This window comes from Rhizobium sp. RAF36, from assembly GCF_052114105.1.
In the GTDB taxonomy this organism is placed as follows: Bacteria; Pseudomonadota; Alphaproteobacteria; order Rhizobiales; family Rhizobiaceae; genus Rhizobium.
Genome location: NZ_JBFREC010000008.1, coordinates 219,812 through 237,630 on the forward strand (window position 1 = coordinate 219,812; position 17,819 = coordinate 237,630).

Below are 17,819 nucleotides of genomic sequence, written 5' to 3' on the forward strand. Positions count from 1 at the left end.
GTTATCGATCCGATTGGCGCACCGTCAGCGTCACGGCATTGGCAATCGAAAACAAGAGGGCATCGAGCCGCAGATCCGAAGGCGAGGACGAACCTCTCCTGCCACAATGGCATGGCCCTATACGCGCCGATAGCTAGCGGATGAAACGATCATCCCAGGCCCCAGCCTTGCATGTCCGGGCCAATGACACTAGGTCATCATCAAAGGGGCATCGCCAGATGATATTGTTGATCGTTGCCGTCGTTGTATTTGTTGTTTTCTTCTTTCTGTTTCCCCGGCCTGCATTAATTGCTCTTGCGATCTTCATTGTCGCCGGCGGGGGCATTGCCGCATATTTTTACTCCCAACAGTCCGGTCGCGATGACATGGCAAGGCTCGTGGTGGGCAAGAGTTCAACGCGCGGCTGTGAGACAGCGGACAAGCCGGTTTTCGTCGAACTTTCCAACGGATCGGACCGCGCGATCAACACGGTGCGTTTTCGCCTGATCGCCAAACGTCCAGGTTTCAGCATCGAGACCTACTCGGACTATCTGTCCAGCTACAAGATCATCGGACCGCATGAGACCTACGGCACGTGCTGGGCGCTCAATTCGTATCGCGGCCTGCAAACCCTGCCTGGCAACCCGTCGCCGGGCGACCTGGATTGGTCGGTCGAAATCTCATCCGTCGAATTCGCCGGGGACAATTGACGCCGCCGGCCGGCGAGCTTCCGCCGCCTGCGTTACCACCGCCCTATCCAGCGATCTCCGCAATCGCATCGAATAGCGCCATATTCATCTGCTTCAGGCCATCATCCACCGGATTCGGCTGTGACGAGAATTTGACGATCACGAGGTCTGCGCGCGGGTTGACGAAGAGCCATTGGCCGTGGATGCCGAGTGCGAAGAAGGCGCCGTCGGCGTTGCCGGTCTGGTACCATTGGTTCCGGTAGTAGCCGGAGGGGAGCCAGGGGGCGAAGTTGCCGGTTGTCCAGGCATGACGGCTGCCGCCGGTCGTGGTGTCGCGGATCCAGTCCGCGGGAATGATCTGTTTTCCGTCGCGTGCGCCGCCGCGGCGGATCAGATCGCCAAGACGGGCGAAGTCGCGCGCGGACAGGAACAGGCCGCCGCCGGCCCGCGCCGTGCCTTCCAGGTCGACGGTGATCCGGGCATGGGGCCGCTCAGCGGCACCATCGTGTTAGATAGCGAAGCCCTTACCAGGACAGGCTCCGTCATTCAGTCGTTCTTCGACAAGAGCGGGAGGCGAAGGCTTCGTTGATGCGCTCTACTTCACCGTCGTGACCGTGACGGCGGCGGGGTTTGGAGACATCACGACGCCGAAATCCTGAATATACCGGACGAAGGGTCGTGAGGAATGCCGCTCACTATGCTCAGCGCTTCATCTTTTTGTTCGGAACGTGCATAATGTCATGAAATACTTTCCGTTAGAACGAGACAATTCATGCGCCGCCAAGCCAATCCGCTCGCCACAAAACCGATTTCCGCGACAAAACCGGTCAATTGGCGACCGAGCCTAGCAAAGCAAAAGGGCGAGACGAAGCATTCGGCTCTGACCGAGCGTATCATCGCCGATATCGATTCCGGCCTTCTCAAGCCGATGGATCGGATGCCGACACATCGCGATCTGGCGCGCGAAATCGGGCTGTCGGTCCAGACCGTCAGCCTCTCCTACAAGGAAGCAGAAAGGCTCGGCTATCTCAGTGGCGAGATCGGCCGTGGCACCTTCGTCAGGCCGCGCGTGACCGACCGCGCAGGCCGGATGATGCTCGACCACAGCGAAAACGAAGTGCTAGACCTTTCCATCATCCGCGCCGTCTATCTAGACGCGCATGAGGACGCTTCCCGAGAAATCTTCCGCGAGCTCGCAGACAGCGATATCGCCAGCTTCATGCGGCCCTGCCGTCCGATCGCCGGGCTCGACCGCCATCGCGAGACAGCGCAGCTCTGGCTGCGGCCGATGGGCGTCAGCGCCGGCGCCGAGCGCATCCTGGTGACCAACGGAGCGGCGCATAGCATCTTCCTTGCGCTCAGCTGCATCATCCGCTCCGGCGATGTCGTGCTGTGCGAAAATCTCACCGATCACGGCATCATCGGCCTGTCCAATATCCTCGGCTTCAGCCTGAAGGGATTGCCCACCGATGCCGAGGGGATTTTGCCCGATGCCCTGGAAGCCGCCTGCGCAGCGGGCAGCGTACGGGCTTTGGTCCTCATTCCGACGCTCAACAATCCGACCAGCCATGTTGCCGGCGCGGCGCGCAGGCGCGCGATCGCCGAGATCGCCCAGCGTTACGGCGTCTTCGTCATCGAAGATGAGGTCTACAGGCCGATGATCGAGGACGACCTGCCCTCGATCAGCGAGCTGCTGCCTGATCTCGGCTTCTTCGCCACAAGCTTTACCAAGACGGTCCTGACAGGCCTCAGGGTCGGCTATCTCGTCGTCCCACCCGCCTATTCCATCCGCGCTGCCTCCATCCTGCGGGTGTCGAGCTGGAGCGGCACCTACCTGACCGCCGAAATCGCCACGCGCTGGGTCGAGAACGGCACGGCGCAGCATTTGCTGGCAATACAGCGGGAGGAAGCACGCGCACGCCAAACCATCGCTGTCGAAATCCTCGGCGGCCATTTCGCATCCAGCCACCCGCTGTCACTCTGCGCCTGGCTGAAAGTGCCTGAACATTGGACCGAGGACGGCCTGGTGCGCTCGCTCGCCAACCAGAAGGTCGCGGTCACGCCATCGGAGCCCTTCATTGCCGGACCCGGGCACGGTGGCGGCATCCGTATCTGCCTTGGCGGACGAATGAGCCATGCGAGCCTGAGGAAGGCGCTGACGACCGTGCGGCAGGCCTTCGAGCAGCTGCCGCCCGTCTATGACGTCGGCTCCATCGGCTGAGATCCGGTGCGGCACAATCATTGAATCATTACAATATAATAATTGACATGATTTTATTTCGCTCTCAACATGACAATCATGAAGAGCGAGACATTGCCGAGATCAACAGACGAGACGCTGCCGGTCAGCCTGGCTGATATCGAGCGCGCTGCCGCCCGCATCCGGGATCACGTGACGCGCACGCCGCTCGTTCACTCCGCTGCGCTCTCCAGGCATGCCGGGCAACCCGTTCATCTGAAGCTCGAGACACGTCAGCCGATCGGCGCCTTCAAGCTGCGCGGCGCGACGAACGCCATCCTCTCGCTCGATCCGGCCGCACGCGAGCGTGGTCTCGTCACCGCCTCGACCGGCAATCACGGCCGGGCCGTCGCTTTTGCAGCGCGCGCGCTCGGCATCCCGGCAACGATCTGCATGTCGTCGCTGGTGCCCGCCAACAAGGTCGAAGCCATAAGGGCACTGGGTGCGGAAATCCGCATTGTCGGCGTCTCGCAGGACGATGCGCAGGACGAGGTCGAGCGGCTCGTTGCAAGCCATGGACTGACGCCGATCCCACCGTTTGACCATGCCGACGTCGTTGCCGGCCAAGGCACGATCGGCCTCGAGATCGTCGATGACCTGCCGGATCTCTCGACCATTCTCATCCCTCTTTCCGGCGGCGGGCTGGCAGCTGGCATCGCCGTCGCGGTCAAGTCGCTGAAGCCTCGGGTGCGGATCATCGGCATCTCGATGGAGCGCGGCGCGGCGATGCATGCATCGATCGCCGCCGGCAGACCTGTTGCCGTGCGCGAGGAAGAAACGCTGGCGGATTCGCTGGGTGGCGGTATCGGCCTCTCGAACCGCGTGACCTTTCCGCTCTGCCGCGATCTGCTCGACGAGAGCGTACTGCTGACCGAGGCCGAGATTGCAATGGGCATTCGCCATTCCGCGCGCGAAGAAGGCGAGACAGTCGAGGGTGCCGGTGCCGTTGGCATCGCCGCCATCCTTGCAGGCAAGGTCGCGCTCTCCGGCACCACGGCCCTGATCATCTCTGGCGGCAATATCGATCCTGCGGTTCACCGCCACATCATCGCGGGAGGCGCCGCATGAGCCGCATTCGGATCCTGACGGAAAGAGACCTGCGTGCCGTCGTCAGCCTCGATCTTTCCGCCGTCGACTGTGTCGAGCAGGCGTTTCTGGCGCTTGCGACCCTGCCGGTTGCCATGCCGCCGATCCTGCGTCTCGACATTCCCGAGTTCCGCGGCGAAGTGGACGTCAAGACGGCCTATGTGCCGGGTTTCGACGGCTTCGCGATCAAGGTGAGCCCTGGCTTCTTCGACAATCCGAAGCTTGGCCTTCCCAGCCTCAACGGGCTGATGATCCTGTTCAGCGCCAGGACGGGCCTGGTGGAAGCACTTCTTCTCGACAATGGCTACCTGACGGACGTGCGCACCGCGGCAGCCGGTGCCGTTTCTGCCCGCCATCTGTCGCGAGACGATGCCTCCGTCGCCACGATCTTCGGCGCAGGCATGCAGGCGCAGCTGCAGCTTGCGGCACTGATGCTGGTGCGGCCTATCAGATCGGCGCGCATCTGGGCGCGTGATCATGAAAAAGCAGAGAAGCTGGCCGCAGACTGCGCACGGCAATACGGGATCGACGTTACCGCCGTTGCCGATCCGCGCGAGGCCGTACGCGGCAGCGACATCATCGTCACCACGACGCCGACCGAGAAGCCCATCCTGATGGCCGAGTGGCTCGAACCCGGCCAGCATCTGACGGCGATGGGATCGGATTCCGAACACAAGAACGAGATCGATCCGGCCGTCTTCGCCCGCACCACCTACATTGCCGACCGGCTGTCACAGACATGCATTCTCGGCGAGTTGCACCACGCCATCAAGGCCGGCTTTGCCACATCGGAACAGCAATTCGCCGAACTCGGAGCGGTGATCGCCGGCAAGGCAACGGGCCGCGCAAGTGCCGAAGACATAACCTTCGCCGACCTGACGGGCACCGGCGTGCAGGACACCGCGATCGCCAATCTGGCCGTCAGCCGCGCCGTCGCGGCAGACAGCGGCCAGACAATCGAAAACAAAAGAGAAATGGGAGATGCCGCGTGAGTGTGACGCTGAACTTTACGCGTGAGGAATATGCCGAGCGCCTGTCCAAGACCCGTCATGCGATGGAAAAGGCCGGGATCGATCTGCTCGTCGTCACCGACCCGTCGAACATGCACTGGCTCACCGGCTACGATGGCTGGTCCTTCTATGTGCACCAATGCGTGCTGGTGCCACCATCAGGCGAGCCGATCTGGTACGGCCGCAAGCAGGACGCCAACGGCGCAAAGCGCACCGCTTACCTCCATCACGACAACATCGTCGGCTATCCCGATCATTATGTGCAGTCGACCGAACGGCACCCGATGGATCTGCTTTCGAAGATCATCGACGAGCGCAAATGGTCGGGCCTCACGGTCGGCGTGGAGATGGACAATTACTACTTCTCTGCGGCTGCCTACGCCTCGTTGCAGAAGAACCTGCCGAATGCCCGCTTCAAGGATGCCGCAGGCCTCGTCAACTGGCAGCGCGCCATCAAGAGCCCGACCGAACTCGACTACATGCGCAAGGCCGGCAAGATCGTCGAACTGATGCACAAGCGCATCGTCGAGGTGGTCGAGCCTGGCATGCGCAAATGCGATCTCGTCGCCGAAATCTATGACGCGGGCATCCGGGGAACGCCTGAGTTCGGCGGCGACTATCCGGCAATCGTGCCGCTTCTTCCATCAGGCGCCGACGCATCCGCGCCGCACCTGACCTGGGACGACAAGCCGATGCTCTCAGGCGAAGGCACCTTCTTCGAGATCGCCGGCGCCTACAGGCGCTATCACTGCCCGCTGTCGCGCACCGTCTTCCTCGGCAAGCCGACGCAAGCCTTTCTCGATGCCGAGAAGGCGACGCTGGAAGGCATGGAAGCTGGTCTTGCGGCTGCCAAGCCTGGCAACACCTGCGAAGATATCGCCAACGCCTTCTTCGCCGTCCTGAAGAAATACGGGATCATCAAGGACAACCGCACCGGCTATCCGATCGGGCTTTCCTACCCGCCGGATTGGGGCGAGCGCACCATGAGCCTGCGCCCCGGCGACCGCACCGAACTGAAGCCCGGCATGACCTTCCATTTCATGACCGGCCTCTGGCTGGAAGATATGGGGCTTGAGATCACCGAGAGTATAGCGATCACCGAAACCGGCGTCGAATGCCTGTCGAATGTGCCGCGCCAACTGTTCGTGAAGGGCTGAGGCGATGCCGACCAGTGCTGCGCTCCGTCCCTCGCCGATCACGCCCTCCGTCGATTTCGACGCAAAGGGCGTGCGGCATGGACATCTGCGCCTGCCCTATAGCCGTGATGACAGCGCCTGGGGCTCGGTCATGATCCCGATCTGCGTCATTGCCAATGGCGAAGGCCCGACGGCACTTCTGACCGGCGCCAACCATGGCGATGAATATGAAGGGCCGGCGGCACTCTTCGAACTGGCGCAGACGCTGGATCCTTCCGAAGTGAATGGTCGCATCATCATCGTTCCCGCCCTCAACTACCCGGCCTTTCGCGCCGGAACACGGACGTCGCCGATCGATCGGGGGAACCTGAACCGCAGCTTTCCGGGCCGACCGGACGGCACGGTGACCGAAAAGATCGCCGATTACGTCACGCGCCATCTGCTCCCGCTCGCCGATATCGTTATCGACTTCCACTCAGGCGGCAGGACATTGGACTTCCTGCCCTATGCCGCCGCGCACGAACTCCCGGACAAGGATCAGGAGGCGCGCTGCTTTAATGCCGTCGCCGCCTTCGCTGCCCCCTTCTCCATGAAGATGCTGGAGATCGACGCTGTCGGCATGCTCGACACAACGGTCGAAGAGATGGGCAAGACCTTCGTTACCACCGAACTCGGCGGCGCCGGGACGGCCACGGCACGCTCGATCGGGATTGCCCGTCGGGGCAGCCTCAATCTTTTGCGGCATGCCGGGATCCTTTCGGGTGAACCGAATGTCACGCCCACTCGTTGGTTGGATATGCCATCGAGCGACTGCTTTACCTTTGCCGAGGATGAGGGGCTGATCGCCTTCGCCGTAGATCTCGGTGATCCCGTGAGAAACGGCGAGATCATCGCCCGCGTCTATCCGGCCGGCAAGACCGGCCTCGCACCGATCGAGTACCGCGCCGCCATGGATGGCGTGCTCGCGGCTCGCCACGTACCCGGCCTGATAAAGGCCGGCGACTGCCTTTCCGTGATCGCCACGGTCACGGGAGAGACATAACCAAGAGAAACCGACGCGAGATCCGAAAACGGACCGCAAACCCTAACCAGAGGAGAATTCGCATGCCTATCAAGACGATCGCCGGCCTTTCCGCCCTTGCCCTGATCCTGGGCGTAACATCTGCCAGCGCCCTGACGCTCGCAGAGGTCAAGGACCAGGGCTATATCCGCGCTGCCACCGCCAACGAAGTGCCCTATTCCTACATGCAGCCCGACGGCACCTCTGCCGGTATCGGCCCGGATGTCGCCAGCGCCGTGCTGAAATCCATGGGAATTGCCGAGATCAACTGGACGGTGACGCCGTTCGGTACGCTGATCCCCGGCCTCAAGGCCAAGCGCTTCGATTTTGCCGCCGCCGAGCAGAATATCTCGCCGGAACGCTGCAAGCAGGTGGCCTTCACCGAGCCGAACTCCTCCTATGGCGAAGGCCTGCTCGTCAAGAGGGGCAATCCGAAGGGCCTGAAGACCTATGCCGATATCGCCAAGGACCCGTCGCTGACGGTTGCCGTCGTTTCGGGCGCCAACAATGTCGACTTCCTGCGCGCCGTCGGCGTCAAGGATGAGCAGATCGTCTTCATTCCGGCCAATGCCGATGCGATCCCGACTGTTCAAAGCCGCACCGACGCCTATGCAGCGACGGAATTGACTGTCGCGGCACTGGCAAAGGGCCAAGCGCAGGTCGAACAAGCCGCGCCGTTCGAGGATCCGATCGTCAAGGACGCCCCGGTTCGCAACTATGGTGGCTTCGCCTTCCGTCCGGAAGACAAGGAACTGCGCGACGCCTTCAATGCCGCCCTCGTCAAGTTCCGCACGACGGATGAGTACAAGGCAATCCTGACCAAGTACGGTGTATCCGAACAGAGCATCGCTGCGGCGGCAGGCAAGAAGGTCGAAGACCTCTGCGCCGGCAAGTAACGGCAGAAGGCGCTCGATCACCTCTGATCGGGCGCCACTCCTAAGGACCGGGAGACTTCCGCATGAACTGGACAGCCTACCTGCCGATGATCTGGCATGGTGCGATGATCACGATGACGATCACCCTGGCCTCGATCGCCGTCGGCGCGGTGCTTGCCTTCGTTTTCGGCATCCTGCGCGTCGAGGGCGGACCGGTGCTAAGGACCGTCGCGCTCTGCTACACCGAGCTTTTCCGCGGCACCTCGCTCTTTGTCCAGCTTTTCTGGTTCTATTACGCACTGCCGCTTGTCGGGCTGAGCTTCGATCCGATCACCACCGGGATTTTAGTGCTGGCGGCACATGCCGGCGGCTACGGTGCCGAGATCGTCCGTGGCGCGCTGACATCGGTGTCGGTGCAACAGCAGGAGGCCGCCCGCGCCCTGAATTTCAGCCGCCTGCAGACGCTGTTTCGCATCTCGCTGCCGCAGGCGATTGTCGAGATGATGCCGGCTTTCGGCAATCTGGCGATCGAGACGCTGAAGCTTTCCTCGCTCGTATCGCTGATCTCGATTGCCGATCTCACCTTCGCGGCGCAGTCGATCCGCAACATCACGCTGGATAGCGCCAGCATCTATTCGATCACGCTGGTCTGCTACTTCGCCATGTCATTGGTGCTAATGGTGGCGATCCGCGTGATCGAGCGTTTCGTGCGACGCGGCCATGCCTTCCCGCCGATGCCCCGCCCGTGAGGATGTGATCACATGATGTACGGATACGAATGGGATACGACGACATGGCTCACCTTTACGAGCTCGATCCTGCCCATCATCCTGATCGGCCTGACGGTCACGTTGAAGGCGGCGGCCGCAGGCTTTGCCATTGCGCTCGTGCTTGGTCTCGTCTTCGCGCTGCTGCGCCGCAGCCGCATGGTGGCGATCTCCTGGACGACGGCCTTCATCGTCGAGTTCTTGCGCGACACGCCGCTGCTCGTGCAGCTGTTCTTTCTCTATTACGTGCTGCCCGATTTCGGCGTTGTGCTGCCCGCCTTTCTCACCGGAGCACTGGCACTCGGTCTGCAATATGCGGCCTACACCTCGGAGGTCTACCGTGGCGGCATCGAGGCTGTGCCTCGCGGCCAGTGGGAAGCGGCGACGGCGCTCAATCTGACGCGCATGCAGGCCTATCGCGATATCATCATCCCCCAGGCCATTCCGCGTATCGTGCCTGCCATGGGCAATTATCTCGTTGCCATGATCAAGGAAACGCCGGTTCTGTCTGTTGTCACCGTCATGGAAATGATGGGCCTCGCCAACATGATCGGTGAACGCACCTTCGAATATCTTGTCCCGCTGACCCTTGTCGGTCTGATCTTCCTTCTCCTGACGCTGATCTGCTCGGCCGGTCTGCACCGCCTGCAGAAAGCTCTCCCGAAAGCAGGAATCCCCTTGCGATGACCGAAAACAACAATCCGCCCATCATCGAATTTTCCAATGTCGCCAAGCGCTTCGGCCCCCTGACGGTCCTCGACGACTTCAACTTCAGCGTCAGGCAGGGCGAGAAGGTGACGCTGATCGGCCCATCCGGTTCGGGCAAATCGACCGTGCTGCGCATCCTGATGACACTCGAGCCCTTTCAGGACGGCAAGCTGACGCTGCAGGGCCTGTCCTATCACGAACCGCACGGCAAGGGTCCGTTCAAGGCCTCCGAAAGCCATCTGCGACAGATCCGGAACCATGTCGGCATGGTTTTCCAGAGCTTCAACCTGTTTCCCCACATGACCGTCCTGCGCAATGTCGTCGAGGCGCCCCTTCGGGTACTCGGTATCGCGCGAGCCGAGGCCGAGGCGCGTGCGCTCAAGCTGCTCGATATGGTGGGGCTCGCCGACAAGAAGGATTTCTATCCCTCGCAGCTCTCCGGCGGCCAGCAGCAGCGCGTGGCGATTGCCCGCGCGCTGGCGATGCGCCCGCGGGTACTTCTCTTCGATGAGCCAACCTCGGCGCTCGATCCCCAGCTGGTCGGCGAGGTGCTCTCGGTGATCCGCGGTCTGGCGCACGAGCATGACCTGACCATGCTGCTCGTCACCCACGAGATGCGCTTCGCTCGCGAAGTCTCGGACCGCGTCTGCTTCTTCGACAAGGGACGCATCTGCGAACAGGGCGTACCCGACGAGATATTCGGCACGCCACGCGAAGAGCGCACGCGGGAGTTTCTCTCGTCGGTTTTGGCGTAGATCCCGCTCCCGACGCTTGCTCCGCTTCCGGAAACGAATAACGGAAGCGGAGCACAGCGGTTCCAAGAGCCGCACCACGCCGGGCAACGGACTGGGTCTCAGCCTCGTAAGAGCCATCGCCGATCTGCACTCTGCCCATATAGACCTCGCAGATAACGCACCTGGACTGGCGGTCAACGTCTGCTTTGATGCCGCGGCATCGGTAGCCTGATTGCGCTGCCTTGTTCTGCAGACCGTCATGAAACCGACATTCAGGTGTCCGTCAGGAAATCACTCCATCTGCCTCGTAGCGAGCGACTTGCGAGGCAAAAATGAAGAACCGGACCAAACTCTCCATTGCATTCGGGATGGCTTTCTCGGTCGCGGGAGCTCTGGGTGGCTACGCGGTCTATCTCCAGGTCGTCGGCAATTTTCACACTGTCATCGAGGGGCAGCTCTACCGCTCTGCGCAACCGACGCCTTCGCAGCTTGATACCTATGTGAAGGATCACGGCATCAAGACAATTATCAATTTGCGTGGAGAGAGGCAGAACGCGGCTTGGTATCAGGCGGAAATCCGAACAGCCCAGGAACTCGGCGTCGAACATGTCGATTTCGGAATGTCCGCTTCGAAAAAACTTGCGCCGGCACGCGCCGACGAGATCGTGGCAATTATGGCTGCCGCGCCGAAACCGATCCTGATCCACTGCCAATCGGGATCCGATCGAACCGGATTGATCTCTGCGATCTATACGAGCCGGATCGCTGGCGAAGGCGAAAGCAAGGCCGAGGGCCAACTTTCATTTTACTACGGTCACGTTGCCATTCCGTTGATTTCGGCGGCCTGGCCAATGGACGTCAGCTGGGAAGATTTGGAAGAGCACTTCGAACAGAAGGGCTGACAGGCGCCGATAGGCTCCCGGAAAAGTCGCAAACGCATCCTAAAACGTCTGCGCGACATAGCCAGCGATCGCCTAGAGCAGGCCAATCGATAGCGGCAATGCAACGGTCGCTGCCAGTCCTCCACCTTCTCTCTGCTTGAGACGAAGCTTGCCGCCGAAGAGCCCGACGAGCTCCTGTGCTATCGAAAGGCCGAAACCGTGTCCGGGCACAGTCTCATCCAGCCGCACGCCAGGTGAGACCGCCTCGGCCAGACGGCCAGCGTCGATGCCCGGCCCATCATCCTCGACAGTCACGAGCAGCATTTTCCCTTCGCGCACGCCCTTCACAACGATGGATGTCGCCGCCCATTTGAAGGCATTGTCGATGATGGCACCCATCACCTCGTCGACGTCCTCTGGCGAGCAGTTGACGGCAACGTCGTCTATGACGCCATTGGTGACCGCGAGTTTGCGATCGACGTAGATCGCCGACATGACCTGAAGCAGGTCATTCACCCTGGGCCGCACCTCGGTTTCAAAGCCCAAACCACCTCCGGCGGCAACGGCTCTGGCACTTCCGAGATGATGCCGAATCTTCCGGTCGATACGCTCGACAAGCTGACGCGCCTCTCGGCCTGGATCGTTCTTGTCATCAAGTGCGAGGTAAAGGCTGGCCACAGGTGTCTTCAGTCCGTGTGCCAGGTTCGCGAACTGCAGCCTTGTTTCCTGCAACCGCGCCCTGTTGTCGTCGAGCAATCGATTGATGTCGTTGACGACAGGATCAAGATCCTCGACTTCTGCAGGCGAAAGGTCTCGGCGGCGCCCTGCCGAAATCTCAGAGAGCTGCCCAGACAGCGTGCGCAAGGGTGCAAGACCGTAGCGAACCTGCAGAACTATCCCCACGACCAGGCAACAGCCGAGAACCACCATGGCAGGGATCAGGTAGGACAGCGCGCGCAACGCGGGCGCGGTCAGGGCATGGCGCGGCGCAGTCGCCAGGACTTCAACCGAAACACCTCTAACGAACACCTGGCCGACGCGAAAATGCAGAGCCTGCCCCCGGTCACTGGAGCCTTCGGCAGGCTGCGGATCCCCCGTCAGGATCCGGCGCCAATCGAACGGGCGCGGCGGGTCCGAGACGCTGCCATCGGCCAGAGATCTTGACGCAATGCGGTGCTCGCCCACGCGCGCCTGCCAGTACCATCCCGAACCCAGGCGATCGAACGGCGGCCCGTCGAGATTACCTGCCAGAGCAAGACTTCCATCCGCGTTTATTGACAATGCGCTTTTGACCGCGTCGACCTGCATGTCGAGCCGCTGATCAACCTGCTCCCGGACAACGGCGGCAACGATGAACCACAAGACCAGCGAGGCGATGAGCAGTGCTGCGGCGGCGTAGAGGACGGAGAAGGTGATCAGGCGGCCGGCGACCGTACGGCGCGAAGACAGCAACGGTATTCTCATCGAATATCCGCCAGCCTGTAGCCGCGCCCCCTCTCGGTCTCGATCCTGTCGCTGCCGATTTTGCGCCGGAGCCTGGCGATGATCACCTCGATGGAATTCGAATCCACGTCGGCATCGCCCTCGTAGACCCGTTCGATGAGTTCTCGCCTGTCGACGATCGCGTCCTTGCGAAGGATCAGGCAGGACAGGACCCGCCATTCGAATGCGGTCAGCTTCAGCGGAAGGCCAGCGAGATCAAATGTGCCGAGCTGCGCGTCGAAAGTCAGATCGCCGCACGTGATCTGCGACGAAGCATGCCCCGTCGAACGCCGGACCAGCGCCCGAAGACGCAGGATGAGCTCCTCCACCCTGAAGGGCTTGGTCAGGTAATCGTCCGCCCCCGCTTTGAAAGCCGCCACCTTGTCGGGCCAGCCGTCGCGCGCCGTCAGCACGAGAACAGGAAGCGACCTGCCGGCACTTCGCCAGGATTTGAGAACCGCAACGCCGTCGATCTTCGGGAGGCCAAGGTCGAGAACGGCGGCATCGAAGATCTCCGTCAGGCCAGCGTGTTCGGCATCCTCTCCGTTCCTTGCGACATCCACCACGAAGTTTTCCGTCCGCAGGCTGGCGGCAATCCGCCTGGAAAGATCGTCGTCGTCTTCGACCAGCAATACGCGCATCGTGAACCCAGTTTCTCTGATGTCTTCGTGAGAACTAGGGCGCGTTTGCTTAACTGAAACTGAACCGCGACGTTCAGCCTGCGTCGATCCGGACACGCCTATCATCCTCCAGTCACAACGAACTGGAGACAGCATCATGTCCATGGAAAACGACGCTCCCGACACCTCGCCTGAGCGGCCGGCCCACAGGGGCCGCCCTCGTCGGCCGGCAACGCATTTGGCGGCTTTTGGAATTGCGGCCTTTGCGGTCCTTGCAATCGGTGCGGCCGGCGGTGCCGCGGCAATGAAATTCACCCGGCCTGGCATCGAGCTTGCACCCTTGACGCCCACCTCGATCTCCAGCCTCAAGGAGGATTGGGGCGTGGTGACGCTCAAAGGCAAAGTCACGGAGATCTACGGTAACAAGTTCATCGTTCAAGACGAAACCGGCAAGGCCTTGATCGAGACCGGTCCGGCCGGCGATGACGGCAAGCTCGTTGCTGTCGGCGAACCCATCAGTGTCCAGGGCCGCTTCGACGACGGGTTCCTGCATGCGAGCTACGTCGCTCATCAGGATGGCAAGACCGACGCCCTTCGCCCGCCGCCTGGACCTCCCCCGCATGGCGGGCCAATCGCCGATATGTTGCGCAAGATGAAGCCCTGAAGGCTTGGCAAAACTGCATCCGGCGCGCCGTTGAAGCAATTCACCGGCGCGCATCCGTCACCCCCGGGAGGGGGTTCCGGACCTGGCTATAGATCGTGTAGGGTCAGGAACACGATGATTTATCGAACCGGCTGACTATGCGCCCACCCCGCAGCTTGAATGCGTCGAACCTGGTCGAAACCGGTTTTGGCGCCCTTGAATATGAACTGGCGGCCGAGTGCGCAAGTTCACTTGGCCGGCAAGGCCGATCGGTCGAGCAGGCGCTTTCCGCCTTGAAGACGGCAGAAGAGAGCGGCGTGCTGCCGGTTGAACGCGCGCGGTTGGTCGATGCGGCTGCGCAGGCGGTCTGGGCGCTTTTCGTGCAACGGGATATCTGTGGCTTGCGCAACACGCGCGAGGTTATCCAGCGCTACGGTATTCCGGACAACGTTCTTGCGCGCCTCGGCGCAACACCGCGGCGATGACATCGCAGCCGTCCACCCATCTTCAGACATCAAACCGAAGGACTTCAGGGCATGAGCACAACGAACTGGAAAGCCGACCCGCTGGAATGGGGCAATGGCCCGCAGACCTTCGAGGTCTTTCTGGAGCCGACCTGCCCCTATTCCGTCAAGGCGTTCCGCAAACTGGACGGGCTTCTTTCGCATGCCGGACACGACCGGTTGACTGTCAAGATCCGGCTCCAGTCGCAACCCTGGCATATGTTTTCGGGCGTCATTGTCAGAGCTATCCTGGCTGCCTCGACACTTGAGGGCGGAAAGGAAAGCGCGAGAAAGGTGCTTGCCGCAGTGGGCGATCATCGCGAGGAGTTCGAATTCGCACATCATGCCGGCGGGCCCAACATGGACGCCACGCCGAACGGCATTATCAGGCGGATCGAAGACTATAGCGGCATCCGGGTTTCGGAAGCATTCGCCATCCCCGATCTCGACCGTGAGGTCAAATGGCACGCCAAATATGCCCGCCAGAACGGCATCCATGTCTCGCCGACTTTTATCGTCAACGGCCTGGTACAGCCCGATCTCGGCAGCGGGGACGAGATTGAGGTATGGGCAAGGAAACTTGGAAGCTGAGCAAACTGTCCGGTCCCCGGGCTCGCGGGTAGCTGAAGCCGTGCCTCCCCCGCCGCCAGAAATCTGGTGCGCCGGTGAGGTCAAAGAGCGATACCCTTCCTATCCCTTGATCTGGTGGTGCCGGTGCGAAGCGTGTTCCAGCTCCGCATCAAGCTGTGTCAGAAACGAACTTAAGTCACAGGTGCGGATTGGCGCGTCTCCGCCTGGCGGGCGGCCGAAACGAGCCGTCTTTGCGCGCGGATGGCACTCCACTGCTGGTCGATCAGCACCCCGATCAGAATGACGCCGCCCATGACCGCGAAATTCAGCGACGACGGTATTCCAAGCAGGTTGACGAGGTTCTGCAGCTCCTGGAGCAGAATGGTGCCAAGGATGACACCGATCAGAGAGCCCTCGCCGCCCCGCAGGGAAAATCCGCCAAGCACAGCGGCAGCAATCGCGTAGAGTTCATAGAACTGGCCGTGGCTCGCCGGAGATATCGAGCGGGTGTACATCGCGAAATAGATCGCCGAAAGCGCTGTCAAAACACCACAGATGACATAGGCGATCATCACCATCCTGCCGGTGTGGATACCGGAATATCTGGCGGCTTCCTCGTTCTTGCCGATGGCGTAGAGATACCGGCCAAAGACCGAGCGGTGCAGGACCACCCACATGATAACAGCGATGACGACAAGGGCGATGAATGTGTTCGGAACGCCGTAGAACCGGCCGGCTGTCAGGAACTCAAGGGTCGGGAAGTTCTGGCCGAAGCCGAAACCCGCAGTGCCGTCTCCGGTATAGAAGCGGGCCGCACCACGATAGATCAGCAACCCGCACAGCGTCACGACGAAGGGCTGAAGGTTAAGCTTGGTGATCAGCCAGCCGTGGATGGCGCCAAGAACACCGCCCAGAACGAGAATCAGCGGCAGCGCAATCGTCCATGGCATGTTCTGCACGGCGACGAAATCGATAAACAGCACGCCAAGCAGCGCAACCAGCGATCCGACCGAGAGCTCGATGCCGCCCGTGATGATGACAAAGGCCTGGCCGATCGACAGGATTCCGAAAAGACCGATGAGGTTCGACGTGTTGGCAAGGTTGATCGGCAGCAGGAAGCGCGGGTTGATCAGCGTCACGACGATGCCGACAACGACGATCAACAGAAGCAGCCCCAGATCTTTCTTACTCATCATCGCGTTTCCCTATTGGCGATAGCCGCGGCCATCAGTGTATCGCTTTGCCGACAGCCAGCAGAAGGACATTTTCCTGCGTGAAGTCTTGTTTTTCGAGAATGCCCGAAATCTGGCCTTCGTGCATGACAGCGATGCGATCGGACACGCCGATCACTTCCTCCATGTCGCTTGATATCATCAGGATCGCGACGCCGGCGTCGGCCAGCTTGCGCATCAGCATGTAAATCTCGTTCTTGGCGCCGATGTCGATACCGCGGGTCGGCTCGTCGAAGATCATCACCTTGGGGTTCATTGCCAGCCACTTTGCAAGGACAACCTTCTGCTGGTTGCCTCCAGACAACGTGCCCGTCCGGGTCGAGACCGACGGCGCCTTAATTCCAAGGCGCTTGCGCTGGACTTCCGCGCCAGTTGTCTCCCGCTTCGAGGAGACCATGAAGTTTTTCGAGTATGCGGGAAGGTTGGGCAGCGAGATGTTCTGCGCAATGGGCAGGTCCAGGAGGATCCCGCTCAGCTTGCGATCCTCGGGAACCAGGAAGATGCCGGCCTCGACGGCTTTCGTGGCTGAGGTCAGCCTGATTTCGCGGCCATCCATTTCGGTGGTGCCGCCGTAGCTGCGGTCAATCCCGAAGAGAATGCGGGCAAGCTCGGTGCGGCCGGAGCCGACAAGGCCGGCAAGGCCCAGAATCTCGCCATAACGGATCTCAAGATTGACGGTTCTGGCAGGATAGGCGGCAGAACGAATGTCTGTGGTCTTCAGCGCGATCTTACCCGGCGCCCGTTGCGGTTCGGCGTCCCTCGCCGTGAGCGCCCGCCCGATCATCAGCTTGACCATCTGGTCGTGGTTGATCTCGCCTTTGGCGAGTGTGCCGGCAAGCGTCCCATCCCTGAGAACGACCACCCGGTCTGCAACGCGCTCGACCTCCTGCAGGCGATGGGAAATGAAAATGACGCTGATGCCGTCGGCCTTCAGCGCCGATATCACAGAGAGTAGCTTCTCGGTTTCAGCCAGCGGCAAGCTGGAGGTCGGCTCGTCTAGGATCACCAACCTTGCGTTGATCGACAGCGCCTTGGCGATCTCCACCATCTGCTGCTGGGCGAGCGAAAGAGAGGCGACGGGCGTATCGGCGGAAAAATTCGCGCCAACGCGCTTCAAAAGCGGCGCAACCATTGCTCTCAGGCGCCGGCGGTCGACCAGCTTCAATGGCCCTCCCCGCAGCGGCTCCCGGCCGAGAAAGATATTGGCTGCAACGTCAAGATTATCGAAGAGGTTGAGCTCCTGATGAACGAAGGCGATGCCTGATCCCAGGCTGCTATCGACAGAAAGGGCGGACCTTTCCTCTGCGTCGATCAGGATCGTGCCGCGATCCGGCTTCACGACACCACCGAGGATTTTCATCAGCGTCGATTTGCCGGCACCGTTTTCGCCAACCAGACCGATCACTTCGCCGGGGCTCACATGCATCGAGAAACCGTCCAGGGCGACGACACCCGGATAGGTTTTGCCGATCCCCAGCAAGCTCAGAAATGGCGGCGCTTCGCGTGACGGCGCGGTCTCAGTCAAATCGTTCATGTCGATCCACAGGCTGTGTGCTCTTCAGGACTGCCCGCTACCCTTTTCCGGCTGCGGGCAATGGGCACGCA

General features: G+C 61.3%; 19 protein-coding genes and 2 pseudogenes. 16 read left to right on the forward strand and 5 right to left on the reverse strand.

What is annotated here, in order from left to right; all coding sequences use genetic code 11:
• The first annotated feature begins 218 nt into the window (after positions 1-218).
• Positions 219-689: a hypothetical protein gene (locus AB4Z25_RS24340; protein ID WP_442209617.1), complete on the forward strand. Its 471-nt coding sequence runs from the start codon at positions 219-221 to the stop codon at positions 687-689.
• A gap of 43 nt (positions 690-732) precedes the next feature.
• Here the strand turns inward: AB4Z25_RS24340 and AB4Z25_RS24345 are convergent, their stop codons facing one another.
• On the reverse strand, positions 733-1,143 hold the full coding sequence (locus tag AB4Z25_RS24345) for a serine hydrolase (protein ID WP_442209670.1): 411 nt from the start codon (positions 1,141-1,143) through the stop codon (positions 733-735).
• An 88-nt stretch (positions 1,144-1,231) separates the two neighbouring features.
• Between AB4Z25_RS24345 and AB4Z25_RS24350 the strand changes: the two are divergent.
• The 12 genes and pseudogenes from AB4Z25_RS24350 to AB4Z25_RS24405 all read left to right on the forward strand — a co-directional run.
• Positions 1,232-1,318 (forward strand): annotated as a pseudogene (locus AB4Z25_RS24350) (ion channel); the annotation flags it as partial.
• A 122-nt stretch (positions 1,319-1,440) separates the two neighbouring features.
• Positions 1,441-2,889: a MocR-like ectoine utilization transcription factor EhuR gene (gene ehuR / locus AB4Z25_RS24355; protein ID WP_442209619.1), complete on the forward strand. Its 1,449-nt coding sequence runs from the start codon at positions 1,441-1,443 to the stop codon at positions 2,887-2,889.
• Between the two features lie 69 nt (positions 2,890-2,958).
• Positions 2,959-3,975 (forward strand): hydroxyectoine utilization dehydratase EutB, encoded by a 1,017-nt coding sequence (eutB, locus tag AB4Z25_RS24360; RefSeq protein ID WP_442209621.1) that lies wholly within the window; start codon positions 2,959-2,961, stop codon positions 3,973-3,975.
• Positions 3,972-4,985: an ectoine utilization protein EutC gene (gene eutC, locus AB4Z25_RS24365; protein WP_442209622.1), complete on the forward strand. Its 1,014-nt coding sequence runs from the start codon at positions 3,972-3,974 to the stop codon at positions 4,983-4,985. Before eutB ends, eutC begins: the two co-directional genes overlap by 4 nt.
• Positions 4,982-6,160 (forward strand): ectoine hydrolase DoeA, encoded by a 1,179-nt coding sequence (gene doeA / locus AB4Z25_RS24370; protein WP_442209624.1) that lies wholly within the window; start codon positions 4,982-4,984, stop codon positions 6,158-6,160. Before eutC ends, doeA begins: the two co-directional genes overlap by 4 nt.
• Before the next feature lie 4 nt (positions 6,161-6,164).
• Positions 6,165-7,181: a N(2)-acetyl-L-2,4-diaminobutanoate deacetylase DoeB gene (gene doeB, locus AB4Z25_RS24375; RefSeq protein ID WP_442209626.1), complete on the forward strand. Its 1,017-nt coding sequence runs from the start codon at positions 6,165-6,167 to the stop codon at positions 7,179-7,181.
• A gap of 62 nt (positions 7,182-7,243) precedes the next feature.
• On the forward strand, positions 7,244-8,095 hold the full coding sequence (ehuB, locus tag AB4Z25_RS24380) for an ectoine/hydroxyectoine ABC transporter substrate-binding protein EhuB (protein ID WP_442209627.1): 852 nt from the start codon (positions 7,244-7,246) through the stop codon (positions 8,093-8,095).
• Positions 8,096-8,157: 62 nt separating this feature from the next.
• Positions 8,158-8,823: an ectoine/hydroxyectoine ABC transporter permease subunit EhuC gene (gene ehuC / locus AB4Z25_RS24385; protein ID WP_442209629.1), complete on the forward strand. Its 666-nt coding sequence runs from the start codon at positions 8,158-8,160 to the stop codon at positions 8,821-8,823.
• Between the two features lie 12 nt (positions 8,824-8,835).
• Positions 8,836-9,528, forward strand: coding sequence for an ectoine/hydroxyectoine ABC transporter permease subunit EhuD (gene ehuD, locus AB4Z25_RS24390; RefSeq protein ID WP_442209630.1), 693 nt, complete (start codon positions 8,836-8,838; stop codon positions 9,526-9,528).
• A complete protein-coding gene (gene ehuA / locus AB4Z25_RS24395) occupies positions 9,525-10,304 on the forward strand; it encodes an ectoine/hydroxyectoine ABC transporter ATP-binding protein EhuA (protein ID WP_442209632.1) in 780 nt (259 codons plus the stop codon). Before ehuD ends, ehuA begins: the two co-directional genes overlap by 4 nt.
• 64 nt (positions 10,305-10,368) lie before the next feature.
• Positions 10,369-10,515: pseudogene (locus AB4Z25_RS24400) on the forward strand (two-component sensor histidine kinase); the annotation flags it as partial.
• A gap of 100 nt (positions 10,516-10,615) precedes the next feature.
• Positions 10,616-11,185 carry a dual specificity protein phosphatase family protein gene (locus AB4Z25_RS24405; RefSeq protein WP_442209633.1) on the forward strand — a complete coding sequence of 190 codons (570 nt, stop codon included), beginning with the start codon at positions 10,616-10,618 and terminating at the stop codon, positions 11,183-11,185.
• 72 nt (positions 11,186-11,257) lie between these two features.
• On the opposite strand, the gene AB4Z25_RS24410 is transcribed toward AB4Z25_RS24405, so the two are convergent.
• Both AB4Z25_RS24410 and AB4Z25_RS24415 read right to left on the reverse strand, forming a co-directional pair.
• Positions 11,258-12,628, reverse strand: coding sequence for a sensor histidine kinase (locus AB4Z25_RS24410; protein ID WP_442209635.1), 1,371 nt, complete (start codon positions 12,626-12,628; stop codon positions 11,258-11,260).
• Entirely contained in the window at positions 12,625-13,287 is a 663-nt protein-coding gene (locus AB4Z25_RS24415; protein ID WP_442209672.1) for a response regulator transcription factor, read from the reverse strand. The genes AB4Z25_RS24410 and AB4Z25_RS24415 overlap by 4 nt, the downstream gene beginning before the upstream one ends.
• Before the next feature lie 136 nt (positions 13,288-13,423).
• Here AB4Z25_RS24415 and AB4Z25_RS24420 point away from each other — a divergent pair, with 136 nt between their 5' ends.
• The 3 genes from AB4Z25_RS24420 (at position 13,424) to AB4Z25_RS24430 (ending at position 15,003) form a co-directional block, all read left to right on the forward strand.
• The gene (locus AB4Z25_RS24420; RefSeq protein WP_442209637.1) at positions 13,424-13,930 is read left to right on the forward strand and encodes a hypothetical protein; all 507 of its coding nucleotides are present in this window, start codon (positions 13,424-13,426) and stop codon (positions 13,928-13,930) included.
• Between the two features lie 131 nt (positions 13,931-14,061).
• A complete protein-coding gene (locus AB4Z25_RS24425; RefSeq protein ID WP_442209674.1) occupies positions 14,062-14,394 on the forward strand; it encodes a DUF6665 family protein in 333 nt (110 codons plus the stop codon).
• 51 nt (positions 14,395-14,445) lie between these two features.
• Entirely contained in the window at positions 14,446-15,003 is a 558-nt protein-coding gene (locus AB4Z25_RS24430) for a DsbA family protein (protein ID WP_442209638.1), read from the forward strand.
• A 170-nt stretch (positions 15,004-15,173) separates the two neighbouring features.
• Here AB4Z25_RS24430 and AB4Z25_RS24435 read toward each other — a convergent pair whose 3' ends face one another.
• Together AB4Z25_RS24435 and AB4Z25_RS24440 are read right to left on the reverse strand one after the other, a co-directional pair.
• A complete protein-coding gene (locus AB4Z25_RS24435) occupies positions 15,174-16,175 on the reverse strand; it encodes an ABC transporter permease (protein WP_112390093.1) in 1,002 nt (333 codons plus the stop codon).
• A 34-nt stretch (positions 16,176-16,209) separates the two neighbouring features.
• Positions 16,210-17,748 (reverse strand): sugar ABC transporter ATP-binding protein, encoded by a 1,539-nt coding sequence (locus AB4Z25_RS24440; RefSeq protein ID WP_442209639.1) that lies wholly within the window; start codon positions 17,746-17,748, stop codon positions 16,210-16,212.
• Positions 17,749-17,819 lie beyond the last annotated feature (71 nt).